We start from the raw sequence: 23,962 nt of genomic DNA on the forward strand, positions 1-23,962 counted from the left end.
CGAACAATTCTTCAGCCTCGGTCCCGGGAACCTCGTTCCCGGGACCGAGGCTTTTTTGCGTTCCCAGGGCCGAGAGGCCGAGGCTTTCTGCCTCCGGGGCCGGACCGAGGCTTTTCGTGCACGGCGCTTTTCGTGTACGGCCGGCCCGTGCGAGTCGATTAGGCGTTCGGGTCTCCTCCGGGGTATAGTCTTCCTGTCGCCGCGAGGGAAATCCCGAAAAGCGACAGGCCCCTATAGCTCAGTCGGTAGAGCGTCTCCATGGTAAGGAGAAGGTCAACGGTTCGATTCCGTTTGGGGGCTCCGAACAGAAGGCCCCCCGCCTCACGGCGGGGGCCTTCGTCGTATCCGGGGTTCCTACAGCCGGTGAGGCTCCGGGACGCGCAACGTCAGGATCGCCATGTCGTCCGACGCCGGCTCGGCGGCGAACCGCTCCACCGCCCGCAGCACACGCGCCGCGACCGCGCCGGCCGTCAGGCCCGTACACGTCCGCAGCACCTCCGCCAGACCGTCGTCACCCAACATCCGCGTGCCCTCACGCCGCTCCGTGACCCCGTCCGTGACGCACAACAGCACATCCCCCGGATCCAGCGTCACCGTCTCCTCGTACAACTCCAGGTCGTCCATCACGCCCAGCAGCGGCTGGGGCTCCGCAGCCGGCTCCACCGTGCCGTCCTGGCGCAGGCGCAACGGCAGCGGATGCCCCGCGCACACCACCTTCAGCACCGCGCTACCGTCCTCCCGCGGCCGCAGCTCCCCGTACAGCAGCGTCAGGAAACGGCTCCGGGCCCCCTCGTCGAGGATCGCCGCGTTCAGCCGCTCCAGCACCGCCGGGCCGCCGAGACCCTCACGGGCCAGCAACCGCAGCGCGTGACGGGCGAGCCCCGTCACCGCGGCCGCCTCCGGGCCCGTACCGCACACGTCGCCGATCGCGAAGCCGTACGCCCCGTCCCCGATCGGGAACAGGTCGTAGAAGTCGCCGCCCACCTCGTTGCCCTCGCCGGCCGCCCGGTAGATCACGTCCACCTCGACCCCCGCGATCTGCGGCAGCCCCGGCGGGAGCAGGCTGCGCTGCAACGACTGGCTGATCGCCGTCCGCTCGCTGTACAGCCGCGCGTTGTCCAGCGCCAGCGCCGCACGACGCGACAGGTCCTCCGCCAGCTCCAGGATCTCCTGGCGGAAGTGGTCGTCCGACGGCTTGCCCAGCGTCAGCATGCCGATCACCCGGTTACGCGCCACCAGCGGCAGCACCACCGTCTCACCGCCCACCGCGGCCGCCGTCGCCAGCGTCGTACCGATCCCCGACGACAGCGGTGACGACGCCTCACCCAGCTGCCGGCGCGACGCCTCCAACGCCGCCCGCTGGGCCGCCTCCGCCGGCACGCTCCACACCCGGGCGCCCGGCGTCGGCACCGGATCCGGCGGGGCGACGCCCGACAGCAGCTCCTTCAGCCCGTCGATGCGCTCCTCGTCCTCGTGCAGCACGTACGACAGGTACGGATCCGAGGACTGGTCGGCGATCGTGTACACGGCGCACCACGTGGCCAGCGTCGGAACCGTCATCTGGGCCATCAGCGCCAGCGTCTGGTCCCGGTCCAGGGTCCCCGCCAGCAGGTCCGACGCCTCCACCAGGAAACTCAGCGAGCCGCGGCGCAGCCGCTCCAGCTCGCCCAGCCGGGCCGACTCGACGGCCAGGGCGATCCGGTCGGCGGCGAACTGCAGCCGCAGGGCCTCCTCGTTCGCGTAGCGGCCGGCGGACTCCGCCGCCACCCCCAGGGAACCCGTCAGGCGCCCCTCCACCTTCAGGGGGACCGTCACGACCGAACGCATGCCCGTGCCGTTCAGCAGCGGTACCGCGCCCGGCACCGCCAGCAGGTCCTCGTGGACGGCCGGCATGCGGGCGGACGCGTACCGGCTCGTCCCCGCCTCCACCGGCACCCGCGCGAAGCGCTGGCGGGCGGACGGAAGGCCCGTCGTGGCGCGCACCTCCAGCTCCGTCTCGTCGTCCGTCGCCAGGAGCAGGAAGGCGGCGTCCCCGTCGAGCATGTCGCGGGCCCGCTCCACCGTGCGCTGGAGGAGGCCGTCCAGGTCGTCCGGGGCGGGGGAGCCGATGAACACCTCGAACGGGTCCGCCGTGCGGCTCTCGCCCGCCGAGTCGCCGCCCGCCGCGCGGGGCGGGGTCTGCAGGACGGCGCGCTCGTAGTCGCGCACCAGCAGGCACACCGTCGACGGCTCGCCGTGCGTGTCACGGACCCGCAGGTGGGAGGCGTACACGGGGATCACGCGGCCGTCCGTGCCGCGGATGCCGTAGCTGCCCTCCCAGCGGGACAGCCGCAGCGCCTCCGCCAGCCCCGTGCCCGTGCCCGGCGTGTGCGGCCAGGCGGCGAAGTCGCCGAGCTGCTTGCCGACGGCCTGGTCCGCGGAGTACCCGAAAAGGTGCTCCGCGTCGTCGTTCCAGGCCGCGATCGCGCCCGTGGGGTCGATCTGCACGACCGCGACCCGGATGCGCTCGTCCGCGGTGGGCAGCAGCTCGGTGGGCAGGGCGGGGCCCGCGTGGCGGGTGCCGACCGGGCGGTCCGGAAGGTCCAGCTGGAACCAGACGTGCTTGCGGGTGGGGGAGTACTCGACGCCCCAGCGGCTGGCCAGGGCGGCGCAGAGGAGCAACCCGCGGCCGTTCTCCCGGTCCGGGGCCGGAGCGGGCTGGGCGACGCCCTGGAGGGGCACCTCGCGCTCCGGGTAGCGGTCCGCGACCTCGACCCGTACGCCGTCCTCCGCGCGCAGGCACAGGACGTCCGCCGCCGTACCGGCGTGGATCACCGCGTTGGTGACGAGTTCGCTGGTCAGGACGACGGCGTCGTCGACGATGTCGGAATACCCCCAGCCTTGCAGGGTGTCTCGGACGAAGGCCCTGGCGGTCGCGACCGCCCGCCCCACAGGTTCGAAGGTGGCAGCCGCCCGCGCGGTGATCACAGAACTCCTCGTACGCGTCTCGACGCCCGGCTTCGCCATGATCGGCCCCGCCCCTCCCGGTACCCCGTGGTCGTACGGCCACACCGCCCCCGCCGGGCGGACCGGGGCGGTTGGACAGCCGCATGCCAGGTTACTTACCTTCACAGTCCGGGCGGGTGGTGGTCACGGCTGTTTCCGTCCCCAGTGGACGGGGACGTTATGCGAAGCTGCCGAACCGTTATGGCCCGGCCTGCTCGCAGTGGAAGACTGGGAAGGCTTCCGGTGGCAGTGCCGCGAGGGCCGCGGCCGGAGCGATACCCGAGGAATACGGTCGACCCCTGCGGGAGGGACACGGTGGAGTCTGGCGTGGCGGCGCGAGGCGGTAGCACGCGCGCGAAGGGCGGACGGTCCCGGAGCAGCGGAACCGTCGAGGTGGACGCCGCTGCACTGGAGCGGCTGCTGGGGGCCCTGGTCGCGATGCGCGACGGGAACTTCCGCAAGCGGCTCACCGTCACCGGTGAAGGGGCGATGGCGGAGATCGCCGCCGTCTTCAACGAGGTGGCCGACCGCAAGCTGCACCTCACCGGTGAGCTCGCGCGGGTCCGCCGGGTCGTCGGCCGTGAGGGCAAGCTGTCGGAGCGGCTGGAGGTCGGCGCCAGCGAAGGCGCCTGGGCCAGCGCGATCGAGGCGGCCAACGCGCTCGTCGACGACCTGACCAGGCCCGTCTCCGAGGTCGGGCGGGTACTGTCCGCGGTCGCGGACGGTGACCTGGAGCAGCGCATGGAGCTGCGCTCCGAGGGACCCGACGGGGCGGGGCGGCCGCTGCGGGGCGAGTTCCTGAAGGTCGCCCGTACCGTCAACAACCTCGTCGACCAGCTGTCGTCGTTCACCGACGAGGTGACGCGGGTCGCCCTCGAGGTCGGTACGGAGGGCAAGCTCGGCGGACAGGCGCAGGTGCGCGGGGTGTCCGGTTCGTGGAAGGACCTCACGGACTCGGTCAACACCATGGCGTACCGGCTGACCGCGCAGGTGAGGGACATCGCCCTGGTCACCACGGCGGTCGCCAAGGGCGACCTGTCCCGCAAGGTCACCGTGCACGTGGCCGGCGAGATGCTGGAGCTGAAGAACACCGTCAACACGATGGTGGACCAGCTGTCGTCGTTCTCCTCCGAGGTGACGCGCGTCGCGCGCGAGGTCGGTACGGAGGGCGAACTCGGCGGGCAGGCCGAGGTGCCCGGTGTCGCCGGCGTCTGGAAGGACCTCACCGACTCCGTCAACACGATGGCGGGCAACCTCACCTCCCAGGTGCGGGGCATCGCGGAGGTCACCACGGCGGTCGCCAACGGCGACCTGTCGCAGAAGGTCACGGTCAGCGCGCGCGGCGAGGTCGCGCAGCTCGCGGACACCATCAACCAGATGACCGAGACGCTGCGCACGTTCGCCGACGAGGTGACGCGGGTGGCGCGGGAGGTCGGTGTCGAGGGGCTGCTCGGCGGTCAGGCGCAGGTGCCCGGCGCGGCCGGGACGTGGAAGGACCTGACGGACTCGGTCAACACGGCGTTCCGGAACCTGACCGGTCAGGTGAGGGACATCGCCCAGGTGACGACGGCGGTCGCCAACGGCGACCTGTCGCAGAAGGTCACCGTCGACGTGGCCGGCGAGATGCTCGAGTTGAAGAACACCGTCAACACGATGGTGGACCAGCTCTCCGCGTTCGGTTCTGAGGTGACGCGGGTGGCGCGGGAGGTCGGCGTCGAGGGCCGGCTCGGCGGACAGGCCGAGGTGCCCGGCGCGGCCGGCACGTGGAAGGACCTGACGGACTCGGTCAACACGGCGTTCCGGAACCTGACCGGCCAGGTGAGGGACATCGCCCAGGTGACGACGGCGGTCGCCAACGGCGACCTGTCGCAGAAGGTCACCGTCGACGTGGCCGGCGAGATGCTGGAGCTGAAGAACACCGTCAACACGATGGTGGCGCAGCTCTCGTCGTTCGCCGACCAGGTGACGCGCATGGCGCGTGACGTGGGCACGGAGGGCCGGCTCGGCGGTCAGGCGCGCGTGCCGGGGGTGTCCGGCACGTGGAAGGAGCTCACCGACTCCGTCAACTTCATGGCCGGCAACCTCACCTCCCAGGTGCGGCAGATCGCCCAGGTGACGACGGCCGTGGCCCGCGGTGACCTGTCGCAGAAGATCGACGTGGACGCGCGCGGCGAGATCCTGGAACTCAAGAACACCATCAACACGATGGTCGACCAGCTGTCCGCGTTCGCCGAGCAGGTGACGCGGGTGGCCCGCGAGGTGGGTACCGAGGGGCGGCTCGGCGGCCAGGCGCAGGTGCCGGGCGTCGCCGGGGTGTGGCGCGACCTGACGGACTCCGTGAACAGCATGGCGGGGAACCTCACCGCCCAGGTCCGCAACATCGCCCAGGTGGCCACGGCCGTGGCCCGCGGTGACCTGTCGCAGAAGATCGACGTGGACGCCCGCGGCGAGATCCTGGAACTCAAGAACACCCTCAACACGATGGTGGACCAGCTGTCCGCGTTCGCCGAGCAGGTGACGCGGGTGGCCCGCGAGGTGGGTACCGAGGGGCGGCTCGGCGGCCAGGCGCAGGTGCCGGGCGTCGCCGGTACCTGGAAGGACCTGATGCAGTCGGTCAACTTCATGGCGAGCAACCTCACCTCCCAGGTGCGGCAGATCGCCCAGGTGACCACGGCGGTCGCCTGGGGCGACCTGTCGAAGAAGATCACCGTCGACGCGCGGGGCGAGATCCTCGACCTGGTGACCACCGTCAACACGATGGTCGACCAGCTGTCGAACTTCGCGGACGAGGTCACGCGCGTGGCGCGCGAGGTCGGTACGGAGGGCATCCTCGGCGGCCAGGCGCGGGTGCGCGGGGTGACCGGCATCTGGAAGGACCTCAGCGACAACGTCAACGTGATGGCCAACAACCTCACCTCGCAGGTGCGCAACATCGCGCGGGTGTCGTCGGCGGTCGCCAACGGCGACCTGACGAAGAAGGTGACGGTCGAGGCGCGCGGCGAGGTCGCGGAGCTGGCCGACACGGTCAACACGATGGTGACGACGCTGTCGTCGTTCGCCGACGAGGTGACGCGCGTGGCGCGCGAGGTGGGCACCGAGGGCGAACTGGGCGGCCAGGCGCGGGTGCCGGGGGTGTCCGGTACGTGGAAGGACCTCACCGAGTCGGTGAACTCGATGGCGTCCAACCTGACCGGTCAGGTGCGGCAGATCGCGGCCGTCACGACCGCCATCGCCAAGGGCGACCTGACCAAGAAGATCGACATCGACGCGCGCGGCGAGATCCAGGAGCTGAAGAACACCATCAACACGATGGTCGACCAGCTGTCGTCGTTCGCGGAGGAGGTCACGCGCGTCGCGCGCGAGGTGGGCACCGAGGGCATCCTGGGCGGCCAGGCCCGGGTGCGGGACGTCGACGGCACGTGGCGGGACCTCACCGAGTCGGTGAACGAGATGGCCGGGAACCTCACCCGGCAGGTGCGCGCCATCGCCGCGGTGGCGACGGCGGTGACCCGCGGCGATCTGAACCTGAAGATCGACGTGGACGCGTCCGGGGAGATCCAGGTCCTCCAGGACAACATCAACACCATGATCGCCAACCTGCGCGACACGACCCTGGCCAACGAGGAGCAGGACTGGCTGAAGGGCAACCTCGCCCGGATCTCCGGCCTGATGCAGGGCCGGCGGGACCTGGACGACGTCGCGTCGCTCATCATGAGCGAGCTGACGCCGGTCGTGTCGGCGCAGCACGGCGCGTTCTTCCTGGCCGTTCCGACCGGTGGCGGGTCCGCGGAGCCGGGCGGCGTGGACAGCGGTTCGTACGAGCTGCGGATGCGCGCCAGTTACGGCTACTCGGCCGGGTCGATGCCGACGTCGTTCCGGCCGGGCGAGACGCTGATCGGGACGGCCGCCGAGGAGAAGCGGACGATCCAGGTGAACGTCCCGCCGGGCTACCTGAAGATCTCGTCGGGTCTCGGGGAGGCCGCTCCGGCGCACGTGATCGTGCTTCCGGTGCTGTTCGAGGGGAAGGTCCTCGGGGTGATCGAGCTGGCGTCGTTCCAGCCGTTCACGCAGATCCAGCGGGACTTCCTCAACCAGATCGCCGAGATGATCGCGACGAGCGTCAACACCATCAGCGTCAACTCCAAGACGGAGGTGCTGCTGAAGCAGTCGCAGGAGCTGACCGAGCAGCTGCGGGAGCGGTCGGCGGAGCTGGAGAGCCGGCAGAAGGCGCTGCAGGACTCCAACGCCGAACTGGAGGAGAAGGCCGAGCTGCTGGCGCAGCAGAACCGCGACATCGAGGTGAAGAACACCGAGATCGAGGAGGCGCGGCAGGTGCTGGAGGAGCGGGCCGAGCAGCTCGCCGTCTCCATGCGCTACAAGTCCGAGTTCCTGGCGAACATGTCGCACGAGCTGCGCACCCCGCTCAACTCGCTGCTGATCCTCGCCAAGCTGCTCGCCGACAACGCGGACGGCAACCTGTCGCCGAAGCAGGTGGAGTTCGCCGAGACCATCCACGGCGCGGGCTCCGACCTGCTCCAGCTGATCAACGACATCCTGGACCTGTCGAAGGTCGAGGCGGGCAAGATGGACGTCAGCCCGACGCGGATCGCCCTGGTGCAGCTGGTGGACTACGTGGAGGCGACGTTCCGGCCGCTGACCGCGGAGAAGGGCCTCGACTTCTCCGTACGGGTCTCGCCGGAGCTGCCCGCGACGCTCCACACCGACGAACAGCGGCTGCTGCAGGTGCTGCGCAACCTGCTGTCCAACGCGGTGAAGTTCACCGACACCGGCGCGGTCGAGCTGGTCATCCGCCCGGCGAAGGCGGACGTGCCGGCGTCGATCCGGGAGCAGCTGCTGGAGGCGGGTTCGCTGCGCGACCCGGACGCCGACCTGATCGCGTTCTCGGTGACCGACACCGGCATCGGCATCGCCGCGAGCAAGATGCGGGTGATCTTCGAGGCGTTCAAGCAGGCGGACGGCACGACGAGCCGCAAGTACGGCGGTACGGGTCTGGGGCTGTCGATCAGCCGAGAGATCGCCCGGCTGCTGGGCGGCGAGATCCACGCGGCGAGCGAACCGGGACGCGGCTCGACGTTCACGTTGTACCTGCCGCTCCACGTCAACGAGCTGCCGCCGCACGGGTACGGCCCCGGAGCCGGTGCCCCGCAGGCCCCGAACGCCGACGAGGCGGTGCTCGACGGGCCGGGCACCGCGCCCCTGGCGCTGCCGGCCGGGCCCGTGGCGCCCGCCCCGGCGGCACCGGCCCACGGCGCACCCCCGGCGGACGGCCGGCAGGCCGGTACGGGCGCGTTGTTCCGGCACCGCCGCAAGGCGGTCGCGGCGGAGGCGGGCCAGGACGGTCGGCGGGCCGCGGGGGCGGGCCAGGAGGCGCCGGCCGGGCAGGAGGCGGGGGAGCGCCGGACGTTCCGGTTCGGCGGCGAGAAGGTGCTGATCGTCGACGACGACATCCGCAACGTCTTCGCGCTCACCAGCGTGCTGGAGCAGCACGGCCTGTCGGTGCTGTACGCGGAGAACGGCCGGGAGGGCATCGAGGTCCTGGAGCAGCACGACGACGTGACGGTCGTGCTGATGGACATCATGATGCCGGAGATGGACGGGTACGCCACGACGACGGCGATCCGCCGGATGCCGCAGTTCGCGGGGTTGCCGATCATCGCGCTGACCGCGAAGGCGATGAAGGGCGACCGGGAGAAGGCGATCGAATCCGGGGCCTCGGATTACGTCACCAAGCCGGTCGACCCGGATCACCTGCTCGGTGTGATGGATCAATGGATGCACGGAAAGTGATCGCATTTTGAACAATTTTCGATAACACGCCAATCGGCAGTTGCCAGTGGCGTGTGAGGGGGCCCTATTCGGGGAACCTTCTGGTCTCGTGCCGCGTTTCCGTTGCGTGCGCAGTGACATCACGGTGACAGGGTGTGGCGACGGGCGGGGTGCGGCTACCATGACCGGCACAAGGACGGACGGCACAAGGGAGTCGTCCCCTGGGGCGGCGCCCGGCCAACTGCCGGGGCGAGGAGGACGGGCCATGGTGCAGAAGGCCAAGATCCTCCTGGTCGATGACCGGCCGGAGAATCTGCTGGCGCTGGAGGCGATCCTCTCTGCGCTCGATCAGACCCTGGTGCGGGCATCGTCAGGGGAGGAAGCGCTCAAGGCGCTGCTGACGGACGACTTCGCGGTCATCCTTCTGGATGTCCAGATGCCGGGCATGGACGGTTTCGAGACCGCCGCGCACATCAAGCGGCGGGAGCGCACGCGCGACATTCCGATCATCTTCCTGACCGCCATCAACCACGGCCCCCACCACACGTTCCGGGGGTACGCCGCGGGCGCGGTCGACTACATCTCCAAGCCGTTCGACCCGTGGGTCCTGCGGGCCAAGGTCTCCGTGTTCGTCGAGCTGTACATGAAGAACTGCCAGCTGCGCGAACAGGCCGCGCTGCTCCGCCTCCAGCTCGAGGGGAGCAACGGCGGTCAGGGCGAGGCCGCGTCGAAGGAGCCCGCGGGCCTCCTCGCCGAGCTGTCGGCGCGGCTCGCCGCCGTCGAGGAGCAGGCCGAGGCGCTGTCCAAGCAGCTCGACGACGAGTCCGCCGACGCCGCGGCCGTCGCCACCGCCGCGCACCTGGAACGGAAGCTGACGGGGCTGCGGCGGGCGCTGGACGCGCTGGAGCCCGGCACTGCGGGCGGCGGTTCCGGCCTTCCCGCCTGACCGTCCCCGCCCCCGGCGCTCCCTGAGGGCGCGTCACCTTCCGCACACCGCGGAAGCGACACGAACGGGTGAAGGGGGCGGACACGTGTCCCACGCCCCCCACACCGGTAATCTCACCCCCATGGCCTCACGTACGTCCGGCAAGGGTCCCCACGGCACGGCGGGCACCGCGAAGCCGCGCGCCGCCGGCCGTACGGGGGGCGCCGCGCAGAAGGCGGCTCCCGGCAAGCCGCCCGTCAGGAAGACCGCCGCCAAGCAGCCCGCCCCCGCCAAGAAGGCCGCGGCGAGGAAGGCACCCGCCAAGAAGGCGGCGAAGAAGGCGGCCAGGCCGGTACCCAAGGCGGCGCCGTCCCCCACGGGGGGCGTCTACCGGATCGTCCGCGCCCTGTGGCTCGGGCTCGCCCACGCCGTCGGCTCCCTGTTCCGCAGCGTGGGGCGCGGCGCGAAGGGGCTCGACCCCGCGCACCGCAAGGACGGCCTGGCCCTGCTGCTGATCGGTCTCGCCCTCGTCGTCGCGGCCGGCACCTGGGCCAACCTCCGCGGTCCGGTCGGCGACCTCGTCGACATGCTCGTCACCGGCGCGTTCGGCCGGCTCGACCTGCTCGTGCCGCTGCTCATCGGCACCATGGCCGTCCGGCTGATCCTGCACCCGGAGAAGCCCGAGGCGAACGGACGCATCGTCATCGGCCTGTCCGCCCTGGTCGTCGGCGTCCTCGGCCAGGTCCACATCGCCTGCGGCTCACCCGGCCGCGACGAGGGGGCCCAGGCCATGCAGGACGCCGGCGGCCTCGTCGGCTGGGCCGCGTCCACCCCGCTGATCTTCATGACGGGCGAGGTCCTCACCGTCCCGCTGCTCGTCCTGCTGACGGTCTTCGGCCTGCTCGTCGTCACCGCCACCCCCGTCAACGCCATCCCGCGACGCCTGCGGGCGCTCGGCGAGCGGCTCGGCGTCATCGAGCCGTACGAGGAGTGGGGCGACGACGACCAGCGGTACGACGAGCAGTGGCGCGAGGCCCTGCCCGCCTCCTCCCGCCGCCGCGCCGGCCGCGCCCCGGAGGCCGACGGGTACGACTCCGAGCAGGCCGAGGAGGAGGCGCTCACGCGGCGCCGGCGGCCGCGCACCCGCAAGGCGCCGGACACCGCCGAGCCCGCGTTCGGGCGGCCGCTGGACCCCGTCGACATCGCCGCGGCCGCCGCGGCGGACCTCGACGGCGCCGTACTGAACGGCATGCCGCCCTCCCCCCTCGTGGCCGACCTGTCCCGGGAGGTCACCGGGGACCGCGACCAGGCCGGCGCCGGCGCGTCCGGCCGCGACGCGGGGCGTGCCCGGGGCCGGGGCGGGCCGGGCGGCGCCCCCGCCGCCGTGCCCCCGGCGCGCGAGGAGGCGGACGGCGGGCTCGTACCGGACCTGACCAAGCCCGCGCCCGTGCGGGAGGCGTCGGAGCCGATGCCCGCGCGGGCCGAGCAGCTGCGGCTCGCCGGGGACGTCACGTACGCCCTGCCCTCCCTCGACCTGCTGGAGCGGGGCGGTCCGGGCAAGACGCGCAGCGCCGCCAACGACGCCGTCGTCGCGTCCCTGCGCAACGTCTTCTCCGAGTTCAAGGTGGACGCCGACGTCACGGGCTTCACCCGCGGCCCGACGGTCACCCGGTACGAGGTGGAGCTCGGCCCGGCCGTGAAGGTCGAGCGGATCACGGCGCTGACGAAGAACATCGCGTACGCGGTCGCCAGCCCCGACGTGCGGATCATCTCGCCGATCCCCGGCAAGTCCGCCGTCGGCATCGAGATCCCCAACACCGACCGCGAGATGGTCAAGCTCGGCGACGTGCTGCGGCTCGCCGACGCCGCCGGGGACGAGCACCCGATGCTGGTCGCGCTGGGCAAGGACGTCGAGGGCGGCTACGTCATGGCCAACCTGGCGAAGATGCCGCACGTCCTGGTCGCCGGCGCCACCGGATCGGGCAAGTCCTCGTGCATCAACTGCCTGATCACGTCGGTGATGATAAGGGCCACCCCCGAGGACGTCCGGATGGTGCTCGTCGACCCCAAGCGGGTCGAGCTGACCGCGTACGAGGGCATCCCGCACCTGATCACGCCGATCATCACCAACCCCAAGCGGGCCGCCGAGGCGCTCCAGTGGGTCGTGCGGGAGATGGACCTGCGGTACGACGACCTGGCGGCGTTCGGGTACCGGCACATCGACGACTTCAACGCCGCCGTGCGCAGCGGCAAGCTGCAGACGCCCCCGGGCAGCGAGCGCGAGCTGCAGCCCTACCCGTACCTGCTGGTCATCGTGGACGAGCTGGCCGACCTGATGATGGTCGCGCCGCGTGACGTCGAGGACGCCATCGTCCGCATCACGCAGCTGGCCCGCGCCGCCGGCATCCACCTGGTGCTCGCCACGCAGCGGCCCTCCGTGGACGTCGTCACCGGCCTCATCAAGGCCAACGTCCCCTCCCGCCTCGCCTTCGCCACCTCCTCCCTCGCCGACAGCCGCGTCATCCTCGACCAGCCGGGAGCCGAGAAGCTCATCGGCAAGGGCGACGGGCTCTTCCTGCCGATGGGCGCGAACAAGCCGGTGCGGCTCCAGGGCGCCTTCGTCACGGAGGAGGAGGTCGCGGCCGTCGTGCGGCACTGCAAGGAGCAGATGGCGCCCGTCTTCCGCGACGACGTCACGACCGGGACGAAGCAGAAGAAGGAGATCGACGAGGAGATCGGCGACGACCTCGACCTGCTGTGCCAGGCGGCCGAACTGGTCGTGTCCACGCAGTTCGGCTCCACGTCGATGCTCCAGCGGAAGCTGCGTGTCGGCTTCGCCAAGGCGGGCAGGCTCATGGACCTGATGGAGTCGCGGAACATCGTCGGACCCAGCGAGGGCTCCAAGGCGCGGGACGTCCTGGTGAAACCGGACGAACTGGACGGTGTGCTCGCCGTGATCCGCGGCGAGGACGGCTCCTGACCCGACCGTGTCCCACCCGTAAGGGAACCGTGAGCAACCGTTGCCCCGGACCGCACGTCACGTTGGGGGAAGGGGCGGAGAATGATGGTCCCCGCACCGCGGGCGACGGCCATTCCGATGGCGTACAAACCACGTCCGCCCGGTTGCCCCACCCTTTCGCACCACCCATAGACTGAACCTCCAGCAGGTGGTTACACGCTCGAAAGGCGCCCTCGTGTCCATCGGCAACGCCCCCGACGGCAACTCCCCCGAAGACGACCGGCCTTCGCTCCCCGAGGACGACCGTCCCTCGATCGGCCGCACGCTCCGCGACGCGCGCGTCGCCGCGAACCTGACCGTCGAGGAGGTCAGCGACTCCACGCGCGTGCGCATCCCCATCGTGCTCGCGATCGAGGAGGACGACTTCTCGCGGTGCGGCGGCGACGTGTACGCCCGCGGGCACGTGCGGACGCTCGCACGGGCCGTGGGGCTCGACCCGGCCGCCTTGGTCGAGCAGTACGACGCGGAGCACGGCGGCCGTCCCGCCCCCACCTCCGCCGCACCCATGTTCGAGGCGGAGCGGATCCGCCCGGAGCGGCGCCGGCCCAACTGGACCGCCGCCATGGTCGCCGCGATCGTCGTGGTGATCGGCTTCGTCGGCTTCACCCTCTTCGGCCAGGGCGACACCGGCGCCGAGAACATGGCGGACGCGCCGGCCGCGGTCCGGTCCCCGAGCCAGGCGCCCAAGCCGGCGCCGTCCAAGCCCGCGCCGGTCCCCTCGGAGAGCGCGATCGCGGCCGTCCCGCAGGACAAGGTCACGGTCAAGCTCACCGCCGTCGACGACAAGAGCTGGATCTCGGCGAAGGCCCGCAACGGCAAGCTCCTCTTCGACGGCCTGCTCCAGAAGGGCGACTCCAAGACCTTCCAGGACGACGAGCGGCTCGACCTCATCCTCGGCAACGCCGGGGCGATCGAGCTGTTCGTGAACGGGAAGAAGGTCGAGGACGAGTTCGCCCCCGGCCAGGTCGAACGGCTGACGTACACCAAGGGCGACCCCCAGGTCGGCTGACCCCCGGTCCCCTGCTCCCAGGCACCACAGGCCCCACCCGCCGCAGGCCCCGCCCGCGCCCCCGGACCCGGGGGTACGGGCCGGGGCCTGCGGCGGGTGGGGCGGGGTGCCGGACCTGCGCGCCGGAGGGGCCCCGGGGACGAAGTAGTCTTGAGTCCATGCCCGAACGCCGTACCGTCGCCCTTGTCACTCTTGGCTGCGCCCGTAACGAGGTGGACTCGGAGGAGCTCGCAGGCCGCCTGGCAGCGGACGGCTGGGAGCTCGTCGAGGAAGCCGCCGACGCCGACGTCGCCGTCGTCAACACCTGCGGCTTCGTCGAGGCCGCCAAGAAGGACTCCGTCGACGCCCTCCTCGAAGCGAACGACCTGAAGGACCACGGCCGCACCCAGGCCGTCGTCGCCGTCGGCTGCATGGCCGAGCGGTACGGCAAGGAGCTCGCCGAAGCCCTGCCCGAGGCCGACGGCGTGCTCGGCTTCGACGACTACGCCGACATCTCCGACCGCCTGCGGACCATCCTCAGCGGCGGCGTCCACGCCTCGCACACCCCCCGCGACCGGCGCAAGCTCCTGCCCCTCAGCCCCGTCGAGCGGCAGGGCGCCGCCTCGGCCGTCGCCCTGCCGGGCCACGGCGCCCTGCAGGCCCCCGCGGAGCCCCCCCGGGCCCCCGCCGACCTGCCCGAGGGCGTCGCGCCCGCCTCCGGCCCGCGCGCCCCGCTGCGCCGCCGCCTGGACACCAGCCCGGTCGCCTCCGTGAAGCTGGCCTCCGGCTGCGACCGGCGCTGCTCGTTCTGCGCCATCCCGTCCTTCCGCGGCTCCTTCGTGTCGCGGCGCCCCGGTGACGTGCTGGGCGAGACGCGCTGGCTGGCCGAGCAGGGCGTCAAGGAGGTCATGCTGGTCTCCGAGAACAACACCTCGTACGGCAAGGACCTCGGCGACATCCGCCTGCTGGAGACGCTGCTGCCCGAGCTGGCCGCCGTCGACGGCATCGAGCGCGTCCGGGTCAGCTACCTCCAGCCCGCCGAGATGCGGCCCGGCCTGATCGACGTCCTGACGTCCACGGAGAAGGTCGCGCCCTACTTCGACCTGTCGTTCCAGCACTCCGCGCCCGCCGTGCTGCGCTCCATGCGCCGCTTCGGCGACACCGACCGGTTCCTGGAACTGCTGGACACCATCCGCGGCAAGGCGCCGCAGGCCGGCGTGCGGTCCAACTTCATCGTCGGCTTCCCCGGCGAGACCGAGGAGGACTTCGCCGAGCTGGAGCGCTTCCTCGTCCACGCCCGGCTCGACGCCATCGGCGTGTTCGGCTACTCCGACGAGGACGGCACCGAGGCCGCCACGTACGAGGGCAAGCTGGACCAGGAGGTCGTCGACGCGCGCCTCGCGCACCTGTCCAGGCTCGCGGAGGAGCTGACCGCCCAGCGTGCGGAGGAGCGCCTGGGAGAGACCCTGGAGGTACTGGTCGAGTCCGTGGAAAGCGACGACCTCGACGACGACGAGTACGCCGCGGCCGGCCGCGCGGAGCACCAGGCCCCGGAGACGGACGGGCAGGTGCTGTTCACGACGGGCGCCGGGCTGGCCGTGGGCCGTATGGTCACGGCGAAGGTCGTGGGCACGGAAGGCGTCGACCTGGTGGCCGAGGTACTCGAGGAGGCGGGCAGATGACCGGAGTCCCGGCGCCCGCTCAGGGCGGCACGGGGAGGGCGCCCGGCGGGAAGCTGGGAGCGGTGGCCGTGAACCAGGCCAGCCTGTGGAACATCGCCAACATCCTCACCATGGTGCGGCTGGTGCTCGTCCCGGCGTTCGTGGTGCTGCTGCTCCAGGACGGCGGGTACGACCCCGCCTGGCGTGCCTGGGCGTGGGCGGCGTTCGCCGTCGCCATGATCACGGACATCTTCGACGGGCACCTGGCGAGGACGTACAACCTCGTCACGGACTTCGGGAAGATCGCCGACCCCATCGCCGACAAGGCCATCATGGCCGCCGGCCTGATCTGCCTGTCCGCCCTCGACGACCTGCCGTGGTGGGTGACGGGCGTGATCCTCTTCCGCGAGCTGGGCATCACGCTCATGCGGTTCTGGGTGATCCGCCACGGAGTGATCCCGGCCAGCCGGGGCGGCAAGATGAAGACGCTCGCCCAGGGCACGGCGGTGGGCATGTACGTGCTGGCGCTGACCGGCCCGCTGGCCACCCTGCGCTGGTGGGTGATGGCCCTGGCGGTCGTCCTGACGGTGGCCACGGGGCTCGACTACGTACGGCAGGCCGTCGTGCTGCGCCGCCGGGGGCTCGCCGCCGAGCGGGCCGCCCGGGCGGCCCGGGCCGCCGCGGAGCCGCCCCGGTGAGACGGGCGGTACGGGAGGGGGACCCGGTGGCGGCCGCCGAGGAGCGGCCGGGCGCCGGGTCCGGTGCGGAACCGGTGGCGGTACGCGTCCTGCGCCTGCTCGCGGAGCGTGACCAGACGCTCGCCGTGGCGGAGTCCCTCACGGGTGGTCTCGTCGCCGCGGAGCTGACGGCAGTGCCGGGCGCCTCGCGCGCTTTCCGCGGGTCCGTCACGGCGTACGCCACGCCGCTCAAGCGAGACCTGCTGGGTGTCGACGGGGAGCTGCTGGAGCGCCGCGGGGCGGTCGACGCGGACGTCGCGCTGCAGATGGCGCGGGGTGTGCGGAGCCGGCTGGGTGCCGCGTGGGGCGTGGCGACGACGGGTGTCGCGGGCCCCGACCCGCAGGACGGACAGCCGGTGGGCACGGTGTACGTGGCCGTGTGCGGGCCGCCCGGCGGTGCCGCCGCGGAGGGGAAAACGGCCGCACTGCGGTTGAACGGTGACCGCGCGGAAATCCGTAGAGAGAGTGTACGGAGCGTGCTGGAGCTGCTCGCGGGCGAACTCTCGGGGAATGCGCGGGCAAAGGATACGGAACAGAACGGGGGGAATTGATGTTTGCAGCCCTGAGTGAACACGACATCGCTCCCCGCACGGCCGCAGCGCGAGGCGGTACGGTGGGGCGTGAAGGATGCGGCTACGCGGTCCGAGGAGGGAGCCACCGATGATTCTGCTCCGTCGCCTGCTGGGTGACGTGCTGCGTCGGCAGCGCCAGCGCCAGGGCCGTACTCTGCGCGAAGTCTCCTCGTCCGCCCGAGTATCACTCGGCTATCTCTCCGAGGTGGAGCGGGGGCAGAAGGAGGCTTCCTCCGAGCTGCTCTCCGCGATCTGCGACGCGCTGGACGTACGGATGTCCGAGCTCATGCGGGAAGTGAGCGACGAGCTGTCGCTGGCGGAGCTGGCGGAATCGGCAGCGGCGAGTGAGCCGGTGTCCGCGCCAGTACGTCCGATGCTCAATTCTGTGTCCGTGACGTCGGTGGCGGGTGTGCCGACGGAGCGGGTGACCATCAAGGCACCCGCGGAAGCGGTGGACGTCGTCGCCGCCTGATCCGTCCCGGTTCCGCGGCCCGTTCGCCGCGGACCCGCAGGATCGACGTTTTGGGCTGAGCCCCGGCCGGGTACCCGAGGTGCCGACCGGGGCTTTCGCTTTTAGTCGAATGCCCGTTTTGCGCGCTGTGTGTCATGGTGGAACGTGCGCACGGAATGGAGGATTCGCATGGCTGTCGTCAAGAGTTCGCTGCCCGAGGCCGACCTGAAGGTGGTCGGCGAGGCGTTGCAGGGCGCTCTCGTTGACCTGGTCGACCTGTCGCTGGTCGCCAAGCAGGTCCACTGGAACGTGATCGGACCGCGTTTCCGGTCCATCCACCTGCAGCTCGACGAGGTCGTGACCACCGCCCGGACGCACTCCGACGTGATGGCGGAGCGCGCCTCGGCCATCGGCGTCAATCCGGACGGGCGCGCCGCGACCGTGGCCTCCGGCAGCGCCATCGGCGAGGTGCCGACCGGGTGGATCCAGGACCAGGACGCCGTACGGATCATGGTGGACGCGCTCGGCGCCGTCATCCAGCGGATGCGGGAGCGGGTCACGGCGACCGACGAGCCGGACCCGATCACCCAGGACCTCCTCATCGGACTGACCGCCGAGCTCGAGAAGCACGCCTGGATGTTCCAGGCGGAGAACGTCTGATGCCTCCCGTCCCCGGGCCCGCGGCCCCCGGACCCACCGGGTCCGGGGGCCCCTCGGCGCCGGGGCCGGGTGCGGGGCGTGGGACGGCGGATGCGCCGGTGGCTGCTCCGGTGCGCCCTGCCGCCCGGTGATCGGGCCGGTCTAGCGTCGACCGGAGGAGGCGGCAATGGTACGGCGACGAGTCCCGCTGCCGGCGCTGGCGTCGGCGCTCGTACTGGGCGGACTGTGGTGGTGGGCGGTGCTGCGCCTGGCGCTCGTGCCCGACCGGGCCGGACTGGCCGAAGGGGTCGCGGCGGCGAGCGGCTGGGGGCTCAGCCTGCTCCCGGTGCACGTCGCGGCGGCACCGGGGCCGGGGCGGTCCACCGGCCGCCGCTCCCGGTGGCGGGCGGCGGTGCGCGACTCGTTCCCGGAGGCGCTGCGGGGCCTCGTGTGGGACGTCGTACGGGCTTTCGGCCGGGGGGTGCCGCGCAGGTCCGGTGACGGCGGTGGTCCGGGGGGTTGAGGGGGCGTCAGGGCGCCGGGGGCTCCCGCGGGCACCGGGAAGTGCGCGGGCGTCAGGGGGCGCCGGGCGCGGGGCCGGTCTGGCAGCCCGGGCACCAGTAGGAGACGCGGTCGCGGAGTTCGTCCCCGCCGCCGTCCCAGCGGATCGGGGTCCCGCAGCGGTAGCAGGGCTGCCGGGAGCGTCCGTACACGTACAGGCTGCGGTCGGTGCGGCCGCCGGGCACGGTGCGGCGCGTGGAACGGCCCTTGTTCTCCTCCAGCAGGCGCCGGGCCGTCGCGACCAGCCGCTCCGGCACCCCTGCGGGGAGGTCGCCGACCGGCAGCCACGGGGTGACGCGCGCCAGGAACGCCAGCTCGCACTTGTAGACGTTGCCGATGCCGGCCAGGTTCCGCTGGTCGAGGAGGACCTCGCCGAGCGGGCGGGCCGGGTCGGCGAGGACGCGGCGCACGGCCTCCTCGAAGTCCCAGTCCGGGCCGAGCAGATCCGGGCCCAGGTGACCCACGACGGTCGGTTCGTCGACCGTGCGGAGCAGGTCCAGGACGGGCAGCCGGTAGCCGACCGCGGTGAGTGCGGCGGTGCCGAGGATCGCGCGGATCTGGTGCCCCGGCCCGCCGCGCCAGCGCTCGTCCGCCGCGTAGACGTGCCAGGCGCCGTCCATCCGCAGGTGCGAGTGGAGGGTCAGGCCGCCCTCGATCCGTGTGAGCAGGTGCTTGCCGCGCGGAACGACGCCGACGACGGCCCGGCCGGTCAGGTCGACGGTGGCGAGCTTCGGGAGGCGCAGGTCCGACCGGGTCAGGAGCCGGCCGGCGAGGGCGCCGTGCAACTGGTGGGCGGTCCGCCAGACCGTGTCTCCTTCGGGCATGGCATCCATGATGCGCCGCGGCACCGGTCCTTCGGCGCGCCCACGCGCACGGGACCCCCCCGCCGGCCTCGGCGCGCCCACGCGCGGGGACCGGGGCCGTCACGCGCGCAGCCGCAGCCCCCTCGGTGTGGCGTGGAAGCCCGCGGCCTCCAGGGCGGGGGACAGGGGGGAGGTGAGGGCGGCCGTCCCGTTGACGCGCTCGACGGTGACCGTGCCCAGCGCGCCCTCGCCCGCGGCGGCCGCCAGGGCCTCCGCGGCGGCCCGGAGGGACGGGGCCTGCGGGTCGGAGGACCACGACAGCAGGGTCTTGCCGCCGCGTTCCACGTACAGCGTCAGCTCGCCGTCCACCAGGACCACCAGCGAGCCCGCCTTGCGGCCCGGCTTGTGGCCCGCGCCGGTCGGCGGCTCCGGCCAGGGGAGGGCCGCGCCGTACGCGTTGGCCGGGTCGGCGGCGGCCAGGACGACGGCCCGCGGGTCGGCGGACCCCTCGGCACGCTCCCGGGCCGACGCCGCGGCCCGCAGCCGGTCCACGGCCCCGTCCATCGCGAACTGGGCGGCGCCCAGGCCCTCCACGACGTAGCCGCGGCGGGCCTGGCCGCTGTCCTCGAACGCGGACAGGATCCGGTACGTGGCGGAGAAGCCGCCCTCGACGCCCTCGGCGGCCACCGCGCCGCGCGTGACCACGCCGTGCCGGTCCAGCAGCGTCCGGGCCAGGGCGTGGGCGCGGTGCGTGGGCTCGGGCTCGGCGGGCGGCAGCAGGGACCAGCGGCCGCTCACCGTGGGCGGCCCGGAGCGGGAGGCGGGGCGGGCGGTGGCGGTCAGCGTCCCGTACCGGCCGCGTGGCACGGGGCGCCTGGCCCGGTGGGCGGTGGAACCCGCCGTACGGCCGGAGCCGAGCACGGCGCGCAGCGGGGCGAGGGTGTCGTTGGTCAGCCGGCCGGACCAGGCGAGGTCCCACAGGGCGTCGGCGAGTTGGGGGTCGGTGACGTCCGGGTGCGTGGTCGCCCGGACCTGGTCGGCGATCTGACGGAAGAACAGCCCGTACCCGCCGGACAGGACGGTGAGCACGGACTCGTGGAGCGCCGTCGGCTCCAGCGGGTGCGGCGGGGGCAGGAGCAGCGGCGCGGCGTCGGCGAGGTACAGGGACACCCAGCCGTCCTTGCCGGGCAGGGCGCCCGCGCCCGCCCACACGACCTCGCCGGTGGTGGTCAGTTCGTCCAGCAGCCGGGGGGCGTAGTCGCGGACCCGGGAGGGCAGGACCAGCCTCTCCAGCGCCGACGCGGGTACGGGCGCGCCCTGCAACTGCTCGATCGCGCGGGCCAGGCCGTCGATGCCGCGCAGCCCGCCGCCCCCCACGTGCTGCCACTGCGGCAGGAACGTGGCGAGCGCGGCCGGCGGGACCGGCTCCAGCTCCTGGCGCAGCGCGGCCAGGGAGCGGCGCCGCAGCCGGCGCAGCACCGTGGCGTCGCACCACTCCTGGCCGACGCCCGACGGGTGGAACTCGCCCTGGACGACGCGGCCGCCCGCGGCGAGGCGGTGCAGCGCCCCGTCCGTGACGGCGGTGCCGAGCCCGAACCGGGCGGCGGCCTGCGCGGACGTGAACGGGCCGTGGGTGCGCGCGTAACGTGCCAGGAGGTCGCCGAGCGGGTCCTTCACCGGCTCCGTGAACGCCTCGGGGACACCGACCGGCAGGGCCGTGCCCAGCGCGTCGCGCAGGCGGCCGGCGTCCTCGACGGCCGCCCAGTGCTCGGCGCCCGCGATCCGGACCCGGATCGCCCGCCGGGCGGCCGCCAGCTCCTCGGGCCAGGCCGGGTCGGCGCCCCGCTCGGCCAACTCGGCCCCGGTGAGCGGGCCCAGCACGCGCAGCGCGTCGGCGACGCCCTCCGGGTCCTTCACCCGGCGCTCGTCCGTACGCCACTGCAGCTCGCGCTCCAGCTCGGCCAGCACCTCCGGGTCGAGCAGCTCGCGCAGCTCCGCCTGGCCCAGCAGCTCCGCGAGCAGCCGCGAGTCCAGGGACAGGGCGGCCGCCCGGCGCTCGGCGAGCGGCGAGTCCCCCTCGTACAGGAACTGGGCCACGTACCCGAACAGCAGCGAGCGGGCGAACGGCGAGGGCTCCGGCGTGGTGACCTCCACCAGGCGGACGCGACGCGACGCCACGTCCCCCATCAGCTCCTGGAGGCCCGGTACGTCGAACACGTCCTGGAGGCACTCGCGGACCGCCTCCAGGACGATCGGGAACGAACCGAACTCGCTCGCCACCTGCAGCAGTTGCGCCGCGCGCTGGCGCTGCTGCCACAGCGGGGTGCGCTTGCCGGGATCGCGCTTGGGCAGCAGCAGGGCCCGGGCGGCGCACTCCCGGAAGCGGGAGGCGAACAGCGCCGAACCGCCGACCTGTTCGGTGACGACCCGATCGACCTCGTCCTTGTCGAGGACGACGTCGGCGGCGCCGACCGGGGCCTGCTCGCCGTCGTACTCCGGGCCCGGGGCGGACGGCTCCTGGTCCAGCAGGTCGAGGCCCATCAGGTCGGCGTCCGGCAGGCGCAGGACGATGCCGTCGTCGGCGTGCATGACCTGGGCGTCCATGCCGTACCGCTCCGCGAGCCGGGCACCGAGCGCGAGCGCCCACGGGGCGTGCACCTGGGCGCCGAACGGCGAGTGCACCACCACGCGCCAGTCGCCCAGCTCGTCGCGGAACCGCTCCACGAGGATCGTCCGGTCGTCCGGCACGTGCCCGCAGGCGCGGCGCTGCTCGTCCAGGTACGCCAGGACGTTGTCGGCGGCCCACGCGTCGAGCCCCGCCGCGGTCAGCCGCAGCCGCGCGTCGTCCGGCGCCAGCGAGCCGACCTCCCGCAGGAACGCCCCCACCGCCCGGCCCAGTTCGAGCGGACGGCCCAGCTGGTCGCCCTTCCAGAACGGCAGCCGTCCGGGCACGCCGGGCGCGGGCGACACCAGCACCCGGTCGCGCGTGATGTCCTCGATCCGCCACGACGACGTACCGAGCGTGAACACGTCGCCGACGCGCGACTCGTACACCATCTCCTCGTCGAGCTCACCGACCCGGCCCCCGCCCCGCTTCGGGTCGGCGCCCGCGAGGAAGACACCGAACAGGCCCCGGTCGGGGATCGTGCCGCCCGAGGTGACGGCCAGGCGCTGGGCGCCGGGGCGCCCCGTGACCGCGCCGGTGACCCGGTCCCACACCACGCGCGGGCGCAGCTCCGCGAACGCGTCCGACGGATAGCGCCCGGCGAGCATGTCCAGCACGGCCGTGAACGCCGACTCCGGCAGCGACGCGAACGGGGCCGCCCGCCGCACCAGCGCCAACAGGTCGTCGTAGCTCCACGTGTCCAGCGCGACCATGGCGACGAGCTGCTGGGCCAGCACGTCCAGCGGGTTGGCCGGGACGCGCAGCGACTCGATGGCGCCCCGCCGCATCCGCTCCGTCACCACCGCCGCCTGCACCAGGTCGCCCCGGTACTTCGGGAACACCACGCCCCGCGACACGGCGCCCACCTGGTGCCCGGCGCGGCCCACGCGCTGGAGCCCGGACGCCACGGACGGCGGCGACTCGACCTGGACGACCAGGTCGACCGCGCCCATGTCGATGCCCAGCTCCAGACTGGACGTGGCCACCACGGCGGGCAGGCGGCCGGCCTTCAGGTCCTCCTCGACCAGCGCCCGCTGCTCCTTGGACACCGAGCCGTGGTGCGCCCGCGCCAGCAGCGGCGGCGCGCCCCTGGCGGCGCCGGACTGGGCCATCAGCTCGGCGGGGGAGGCGTCGTCGGGCAGCGCCTCGCCCGTGGCCCGCTCGTACGCGATCTCGTTGAGCCGGTTGCACAGCCGCTCGGCCAGACGCCGCGAGTTGGCGAACACGATCGTCGACCGGTGCTCCTGCACCAGGTCCGCGATCCGCTCCTCCACGCGCGGCCAGATCGACGGCTTCTCGCCGGGGCCGCCGCCCGCGTCGGCGGCCGGCGAGCCGCCCAGTTCGCCCAGGTCCTCGACGGGCACCACCACGGACAGGTCGAACTCCTTGCCGGACGGCGGCTGGACCACCTCGACCCTCCGCTGCGGCGACAGGAACCGCGCCACCTCGTCCACCGGCCGCACCGTCGCGGACAGGCCGATCCTGCGCGCGGGGCGGGGCAGCAGCCCGTCGAGCCGCTCCAGGGAGAGCGCCAGGTGGGCGCCCCGCTTCGTGCCCGCCACGGCGTGCACCTCGTCGAGGATCACCGTCTCCACGCCCGCCAGCGCGTCGCGCGCGGCGGACGTCAGCATCAGGAACAGCGACTCCGGCGTGGTGATGAGGATGTCCGGCGGGCGTGTCGCCAGCGAGCGCCGTTCCGCGGGCGGCGTGTCACCCGAGCGGATCCCGACCCGCACCTCCGGCTCCGGCAGCCCCCGCCGCACGGACTCCTGGCGGATGCCCGTCAGCGGGCTGCGCAGGTTCCGCTCCACGTCGACCGCCAGCGCCTTCAGCGGCGACACGTACAGCACCCGGCAGCGCTTCTTCGGGTCGGCGGGCGGCGGCGTCGACGCCAGCCGGTCCAGGGCGGCGAGGAACGCCGCCAGCGTCTTGCCGGACCCCGTCGGCGCCACGACCAGCACGTCCGACCCCGCGCCGATGGCCCGCCACGCCCCTTCCTGGGCGGCGGTGGGCGCGCTGAACGCCCCCGTGAACCAGCCGCGGGTCGCGGGGGAGAAGGAGTCGAGTGCGGTCCCGGCCATGCCCCCCATCGTGCACCCCGCCACCGACAACCGGCGTCCGAACCGTGGACCCGCAGGTCAGCGTGGGTGCCGTCGGGCGCAGAATGGA

13 protein-coding genes and 1 tRNA gene are annotated in these 23,962 nt (G+C 73.0%); 11 read left to right on the forward strand and 3 right to left on the reverse strand.

Features of this window, described 5'->3' with window-relative positions; genetic code table 11:
- Positions 1-227 precede the first annotated feature (227 nt).
- Positions 228-300, forward strand: a tRNA-Thr gene (locus IE106_RS07555).
- 54 nt (positions 301-354) lie between these two features.
- On the opposite strand, the gene IE106_RS07560 is transcribed toward IE106_RS07555, so the two are convergent.
- The gene (locus tag IE106_RS07560) at positions 355-3,006 is read right to left on the reverse strand and encodes a SpoIIE family protein phosphatase (RefSeq protein WP_189531240.1); all 2,652 of its coding nucleotides are present in this window, start codon (positions 3,004-3,006) and stop codon (positions 355-357) included.
- A 417-nt stretch (positions 3,007-3,423) separates the two neighbouring features.
- Here IE106_RS07560 and IE106_RS07565 point away from each other — a divergent pair, with 417 nt between their 5' ends.
- The 10 genes from IE106_RS07565 to IE106_RS07610 all read left to right on the forward strand — a co-directional run bounded on the left by IE106_RS07565 (position 3,424) and on the right by IE106_RS07610 (position 18,287).
- The gene (locus IE106_RS07565) at positions 3,424-8,793 is read left to right on the forward strand and encodes a HAMP domain-containing protein (RefSeq protein WP_229840227.1); all 5,370 of its coding nucleotides are present in this window, start codon (positions 3,424-3,426) and stop codon (positions 8,791-8,793) included.
- Between the two features lie 244 nt (positions 8,794-9,037).
- A complete protein-coding gene (locus IE106_RS07570) occupies positions 9,038-9,718 on the forward strand; it encodes a response regulator (protein WP_189531242.1) in 681 nt (226 codons plus the stop codon).
- A gap of 121 nt (positions 9,719-9,839) precedes the next feature.
- Positions 9,840-12,677 (forward strand): DNA translocase FtsK, encoded by a 2,838-nt coding sequence (locus tag IE106_RS07575; protein ID WP_189531243.1) that lies wholly within the window; start codon positions 9,840-9,842, stop codon positions 12,675-12,677.
- Between the two features lie 214 nt (positions 12,678-12,891).
- On the forward strand, positions 12,892-13,725 hold the full coding sequence (locus IE106_RS07580; protein ID WP_229840160.1) for a helix-turn-helix domain-containing protein: 834 nt from the start codon (positions 12,892-12,894) through the stop codon (positions 13,723-13,725).
- A gap of 158 nt (positions 13,726-13,883) precedes the next feature.
- Complete coding sequence (gene rimO / locus IE106_RS07585) at positions 13,884-15,386, forward strand: 30S ribosomal protein S12 methylthiotransferase RimO (RefSeq protein WP_189531246.1); 1,503 nt, start codon at positions 13,884-13,886, stop codon at positions 15,384-15,386.
- Complete coding sequence (pgsA, locus tag IE106_RS07590) at positions 15,383-16,063, forward strand: CDP-diacylglycerol--glycerol-3-phosphate 3-phosphatidyltransferase (RefSeq protein WP_189531248.1); 681 nt, start codon at positions 15,383-15,385, stop codon at positions 16,061-16,063. The genes rimO and pgsA overlap by 4 nt, the downstream gene beginning before the upstream one ends.
- Positions 16,064-16,089: 26 nt before the next feature.
- Positions 16,090-16,653 (forward strand): CinA family protein, encoded by a 564-nt coding sequence (locus IE106_RS07595; protein ID WP_229840161.1) that lies wholly within the window; start codon positions 16,090-16,092, stop codon positions 16,651-16,653.
- A 109-nt stretch (positions 16,654-16,762) separates the two neighbouring features.
- Positions 16,763-17,146 (forward strand): helix-turn-helix domain-containing protein, encoded by a 384-nt coding sequence (locus IE106_RS07600; protein ID WP_028963738.1) that lies wholly within the window; start codon positions 16,763-16,765, stop codon positions 17,144-17,146.
- 168 nt (positions 17,147-17,314) lie between these two features.
- Positions 17,315-17,785, forward strand: coding sequence for a Dps family protein (locus IE106_RS07605; protein WP_189531250.1), 471 nt, complete (start codon positions 17,315-17,317; stop codon positions 17,783-17,785).
- 166 nt (positions 17,786-17,951) lie between these two features.
- A complete protein-coding gene (locus IE106_RS07610; protein ID WP_189532279.1) occupies positions 17,952-18,287 on the forward strand; it encodes a hypothetical protein in 336 nt (111 codons plus the stop codon).
- A gap of 52 nt (positions 18,288-18,339) precedes the next feature.
- On the opposite strand, the gene IE106_RS07615 is transcribed toward IE106_RS07610, so the two are convergent.
- Both IE106_RS07615 and IE106_RS07620 read right to left on the reverse strand, forming a co-directional pair.
- Positions 18,340-19,149 carry an Fpg/Nei family DNA glycosylase gene (locus tag IE106_RS07615; RefSeq protein ID WP_189531254.1) on the reverse strand — a complete coding sequence of 270 codons (810 nt, stop codon included), beginning with the start codon at positions 19,147-19,149 and terminating at the stop codon, positions 18,340-18,342.
- A gap of 99 nt (positions 19,150-19,248) precedes the next feature.
- Positions 19,249-23,874 carry an ATP-dependent helicase gene (locus tag IE106_RS07620; protein WP_189531255.1) on the reverse strand — a complete coding sequence of 1,542 codons (4,626 nt, stop codon included), beginning with the start codon at positions 23,872-23,874 and terminating at the stop codon, positions 19,249-19,251.
- Positions 23,875-23,962 lie beyond the last annotated feature (88 nt).

This window comes from Streptomyces roseolilacinus (assembly GCF_014649335.1).
Classification (GTDB): Bacteria; Actinomycetota; Actinomycetes; order Streptomycetales; family Streptomycetaceae; genus Streptomyces; species Streptomyces roseolilacinus.